The following is a 5,245-nucleotide window of genomic DNA, read 5'->3' as shown; positions in this document are numbered from 1 at the left end:
GTTCCCCGCGCCCCTGAAATGCAGACGCTTCGCGTCGCATTTCCCCGATGCCCTGGCGCCCGATGAGATCGCGCACGAAGTGCGCATCTCAGGGGCGCGGGGAACTGCGCGACCAGCCCCCACGCCCCCGCAGACACCACACGAACAGCGACCCGGCAGACGGCTCAGTGCACGTCGTGGATCGAGTTCGTCGCCGCGATCCGCTTGAAGGACTTCGGCTCCCGCACCGCCCCGGCGGCAGCCGAAAGCGCCGGCGCCCCCGGCTTCACCGGCTGATACAGCCACGTGTCGAACAGCGGAGCGAGCTTCTTCCCGGACACCTTCTCCGCGTACGCCACGAAGTCGGAGACCTCCGCGTTCCCGTACGCGTGCTGCTGCGGCCACCCCTTCAGAATGGCGAAGAACTTCTTCTCGCCGACCTCGTTGCGCAGCGCCTGGATCGCCAGCGCTCCCCGGTCGTACACCGCGCCGGCGAACTGGTTCTCCGCGCCGGGATCCCCGGGCTTGACGGTCCAGAACGCGTCGTCCGCCGGGTGCTGCGCGTACACGTAGTCCGCGAGCTCCTGCGCCGTGCCCTCGCCCTCCTTCTCCGACCACAGCCACTGGCTGTAGCGGGCGAAGCCCTCGTTGATCCAGATGTCCTTCCAGTTCTTCACGGAGACGCTGTCGCCGTACCACTGGTGGGCCAGCTCATGGACGACGACGGACACGTTCGCCCCGTTCGCGAACTGCTTGGGGGAGTAGAACGGCCGGGTCTGGGTCTCCAGGGCGAAGCCGGACGGGACGTTGGGGACGTAGCCGCCGAGCGCCTCGAAGGGATACTTGCCGTAGATCGATTCCAGCCACTCGGCGACCTCGACGGTCCGCTCCACGCTGGCCTTCGCCGCGCCCTCGTTCGCGCCGAGATCCTTGCTGTACGCGTTGAGGACCGGCAGGCCGTCCGCGGTCTTGTCGGTGGTGATGTCGAACTTGCCGACCGCGAGCGTCGCCAGGTACGTGGCCTGCGGGTGGCTGGAGCGCCAGTTGAAGCGGGTCCAGCCGAGCTTGGAGCTCTGCGACTGGAGGGTGCCGTTGGAGATGGCCTGGGTGCCGTCCGGCACCGCGACCGAGATGTCGTAGGTGGCCTTGTCGAGCGGGTGGTCGTTCGACGGGAACCACCAGGCCGCCGACTCCGGCTCGTTGGCGAAGACGGCGCCGTCCGGGGTGCGCTGCGGGGACGTGAAGCCCCAGAGCTTCAGCTCCGAGGGTTTGCCCGCGTACTTGACGACGACGGAGAACGAGGAGCCCTTCGGCAGCCCGCTCGCCGGGGTCACCTCCAGCTCCTGCTCGCCCGACCGGGCGAACCGCGCCTTCTTGCCGTTCACCCGGACCTCGCTCACGGCGAGCCCGAGGTCGAGGTCGAACCGCGACAGGTCCTGCGTAGACGTGGCGATGATCGTCGCCGTGCCCTCCAGCAGGTCCGTCTTCGGCTGGTACTTCAGACGCAGGTCGTAGTGGGAGACGTCGTAGCCGCCGTTCCCGTACGTCGGGTAGTAGGGATCGCCGATGCCCGAGGCCCCGGGCTCGAAGTCGGCGGCCGATGCCGGGATCGCCAGCAGGAGGGAGGCCGCGATCGCGCCGGGGACGATGAGTCTGCGGTACACAAAGGCTCCAAGTCGTCGGGACGGACAGGGGGTTGAGCTCGTCCGCGAGCCTATTCAGCACCCGTGCCCCAGGTCATGTCCATGGCCCCTCCTGTCACACGATCGCCATTCGGCCGACATGCGTCTGGACGCCCCACGGACCTGACATCGGCGCGTACGGCCCTCTGTCGCACAGCAGTTGACCCGTGTACCTTCCGCGCCATGCCGATACCTGCCAGACGCACGCACCGCCTCTGGAGCACCTTCGCCGCCGCGGTCACCGCCGCCCTGCTCGCCGTGCTGCTCGTCCCGGGCGCCGCCCGCGCCGCCGACGGTGCCCGCGAGTCCCGGCCCGTCTACGCGTACGACACCGCGATCCGCGAGTCCGTCTGGGTCGACACCCGCCTCGACGGGGACGGCGACGGACGGACCGACCGGGTCGCCGTCGACATCGTCCGCCCCCGCGAGCCCGCGGCCCAGGGCCGCCGCATCCCCGTGATCATGGACGCGAGCCCCTACTACTCCTGCTGCGGGCGCGGCAACGAGAGCCAGAAGAAGACGTACGACGCCGACGGGAACGTCGTGCAGATGCCGCTCTTCTACGACAACTACTTCGTGCCGCGCGGCTACGCGGTGATCGGCGTCGATCTCGCCGGGACCAACCGCTCCGACGGCTGTGTCGACGTCGGCGGCCGCTCCGACATCCAGTCCGCCAAGGCCGTCGTCGACTGGCTGAACGGCCGCGCCACGGGCTACACCACCCGCACCGGCACCGAGCGCGCCCGCGCGGACTGGAGCAACGGCCGCACCGGCATGATCGGCAAGAGCTACGACGGCACGATCGCCAACGGCGTCGCCGCGACCGGCGTCGAGGGCCTCGAGACCATCGTCCCGATCGGTGGCATCTCCTCCTGGTACGACTACTACTTCCAGCAGGGCGCGCCGCTCTACGACTCGGGCCCCGAGTGGCTGTCCGACTACGTCGAGAGCCCCGAGGCGCGCACCCGCTGCGCCTCCGTGCAGAAGCGACTTGTCGACGAAGCACCCCGCAGCGGTGACTGGACGGGGCTGTGGCAGGAGCGCGACTACGTCAAGGACGCGAGCAAGGTGAAGGCCAGCGTCTTCGTCGTGCACGGCATGCAGGACCTCAACGTCCGCGCCAAGCACTTCGGCCAGTGGTGGGAGGCCCTCGCGAAGAACGGGGTCGAGCGCAAGATCTGGCTCGCCCAGACCGGCCACGTCGACCCGTTCGACTTCCGGCGCGCCCAGTGGGTCGACACCCTGCACCGCTGGTTCGACCACGAACTCCTCGGCTACGACAACGGCGTCGACCGCGAGCCGATGGCCGACATCGAGCGCGCCCCCGACCGCTGGACCACCGACCGCGTCTGGCCGCCCGCCGACACCCGCGCCACCGCCCTGCGCCCCGCCACCGGCAGCGCCCCCGGCGTCGGCGCCCTCGGCCTCGAACCGGGCACCGGCACCGCGAAGTTCACCGACGACCCGTCCCGCTCCGAGACCGACTGGGCGGCAGACCTGGAGACCGGCACCCCGGACAAGGCCGGCTTCCTCAGCCGCCCGCTCGGCGAGGACCTGCGCCTGTCCGGCTCCTCGAAGGTGACCGTCACCGCCACCCCGACGACCCCGACCGCGCACCTGAGCGCCGTGCTCGTCGATCTCGGCCCCGCCACGATCCGCGACTTCACCGGCTCCGGCGAGGGCATCGACACGCTCACCGACCGCACCTGCTGGGGCCCGAGCACGCCCGGCGACAGCTCCTGCTTCCTCGCCACCCGGGCCGCGACCGCCGACGTCGGTGCGACCGTGTTCAGCCGCGGCTGGGCCGACCTCGGCACCTACGCGGACCCGGCGAAGGGCCGGCGGCTCCAGCCCGGCACGCCGTACACGCTCACGATCTCCCTCGCCGCGAGCGACCACGTCGTGCCCAAGGGGCACCGGCTCGCCCTGATCGTCGCCGGCACCGACAAGGACCTCATCGACCCCCCGTCGACCCGGCCCACGCTCACGCTCGACCTGTCCCGCACCGCGGCCCGCGTGCCCGTCGTCGGCGGAGCCGGCGCGTTCGCCGCCGCCACCGCAGGACCCACCGTCGCCACCCCCCAACCCTCCGCGGCCGACGGGCCCAGCACCTTCCGGCCCGGCCGCCCCGTACCGGGAGGCAGCAACCGATGAGACTCAGCAGACTGGCCCTGACCGCCTGCGCCGCGGCCGCGCTCGCCGCGCCCCTCGTGGTGACAGCCCCGGCCCAGGCCACCGGCCACCCGCCCCGCACGGGCTTCGAGGAGGCGAACGGGGCCCGCTGGACCAGCCAGCCCGAGGAGCAGCGGCTCCTCGCCGACCTCGACCGTGCCTCCGACCGCGTCTCCGTCTCCCGCATCGGCACCACCAAGCAGGGCCGGCCGCTCCAGCTCGTGCGCATCGGGGAGCGCACCACCACCAACACCGTGCTGCTGATCTGCAGCCAGCACGGCAACGAGCCCTCCGGCCGCGAGGCCTGCCTCACCAAGGTGCGCGACCTCACCTACGACCGGAGCCCCGCGACCCGCGCCTTCCTGTCCCGCACCACCCTGCTCGTCGTGCCGACCGCCAACCCCGACGGCCGCGCCGCCGACACCCGCGGCAACTCCGACGGCGTCGACATCAACCGCGACCACGTCGCCCTGAAGACCGCCGAGGGCCGCGCGATGGCCGCCGTCATCCGCGACCGCCGGCCCGACGTCATCTACGACCTGCACGAGTACGGGGCCACCCCCGAGTACTACGACAAGGACCTCTTCGACCTCTGGCCGCGCAACCTCAACACGGACGCGGCCGTGCACGACGAGGCCCGCACCCTCTCGGGGACGTACGTGCGGCCCGCCGCGGAGGCCGCCGGGCACTCCACCGGCACGTACGGCATCTGGACCGACCCCGTCACCGGCGAACCGGTCAAGCAGACCGCGGGCGACGGACAGGAGCGCATCCTGCGCAACCTCTCCGGGCTCAAGCACGCCGTCGGCCTGCTCATCGAGAGCCGCGTCGACCCCGGCACCCCCGAGGAGGAGGCCGACCCGGCGCTCAACAACCGGCGCCGCCGCGACTCCCAGCTCGCGGCGCTCGGCGGCCTGTTCGACTTCGTCCAGGAGCGGCGCGGGCAGATCGAGACGGCGACCGGCGCGGCCCGCGTCGCCGGACTGCGCGACACCGGGCCCGTCTACGTCGGCGGCGCAGACAACGACCCGGCGGAACCCGCCGAGGTCATCCAGGACCCGCCCTGCGGATACCGGCTGACCGCGGACCAGTACGCCGAGGTCGGGGACGAACTGGCGCTGCACGGCATCACCGTACGGAAATCGGGTAGCGGGGTCGTCGTACCGCTCCGGCAGTCCGAACGGGCCCTGGTCGCGCTGCTGCTCGACTCCCGCGCGACGTACCACCTGACGGAAGGGACGCCCGACACAGGGTGCTGAAGAGGTGTGGGACGCGCCGTTTGTGGTAGGCCCTAAAGGGTGACAAAACCTCAGAATCCACCCACGGGCGTGCCCCTCCCCGATCAGGGGCCGGGGGGGGGGGGGGGGCCCCGGCCCCCGCCCCAGCGGAGTACGGAGTCGCGCGGTGGCCCT

3 protein-coding genes are annotated in these 5,245 nt (G+C 71.7%); 2 read left to right on the top strand and 1 reads right to left on the bottom strand.

What is annotated here, in order from left to right; genetic code table 11:
- Positions 1–164 precede the first annotated feature (164 nt).
- Entirely contained in the window at positions 165–1,643 is a 1,479-nt protein-coding gene (locus ACFW9D_RS13445) for a M1 family metallopeptidase (protein ID WP_384621278.1), read from the bottom strand.
- A 201-nt stretch (positions 1,644–1,844) separates the two neighbouring features.
- Here ACFW9D_RS13445 and ACFW9D_RS13440 point away from each other — a divergent pair, with 201 nt between their 5' ends.
- Both ACFW9D_RS13440 and ACFW9D_RS13435 read left to right on the top strand, forming a co-directional pair.
- Positions 1,845–3,815, top strand: coding sequence for a Xaa-Pro dipeptidyl-peptidase (locus ACFW9D_RS13440; RefSeq protein ID WP_384621275.1), 1,971 nt, complete (start codon positions 1,845–1,847; stop codon positions 3,813–3,815).
- On the top strand, positions 3,812–5,092 hold the full coding sequence (locus tag ACFW9D_RS13435) for a M14 family metallocarboxypeptidase (protein WP_384621272.1): 1,281 nt from the start codon (positions 3,812–3,814) through the stop codon (positions 5,090–5,092). The genes ACFW9D_RS13440 and ACFW9D_RS13435 overlap by 4 nt, the downstream gene beginning before the upstream one ends.
- The last annotated feature ends 153 nt before the right edge of the window (positions 5,093–5,245 follow it).

Origin of the sequence: Streptomyces sp. NPDC059524 (genome assembly GCF_042749255.1) — a bacterium.
Taxonomy (GTDB): domain Bacteria; phylum Actinomycetota; class Actinomycetes; order Streptomycetales; family Streptomycetaceae; genus Streptomyces; species Streptomyces xanthii.
The sequence above is the reverse complement of the archived record's forward strand: the minus strand, read 5'-3'. Positions and strand labels throughout refer to the sequence as shown.

Coding starts and splice junctions, on each gene's coding strand:
- ACFW9D_RS13435 (WP_384621272.1), top strand. CDS start 3,812: ATGAGACTCAGCAGACTGGCCCTGACCGCCTGCGCCGCGGCCGCGCTC.
- ACFW9D_RS13440 (WP_384621275.1), top strand. CDS start 1,845: ATGCCGATACCTGCCAGACGCACGCACCGCCTCTGGAGCACCTTCGCC.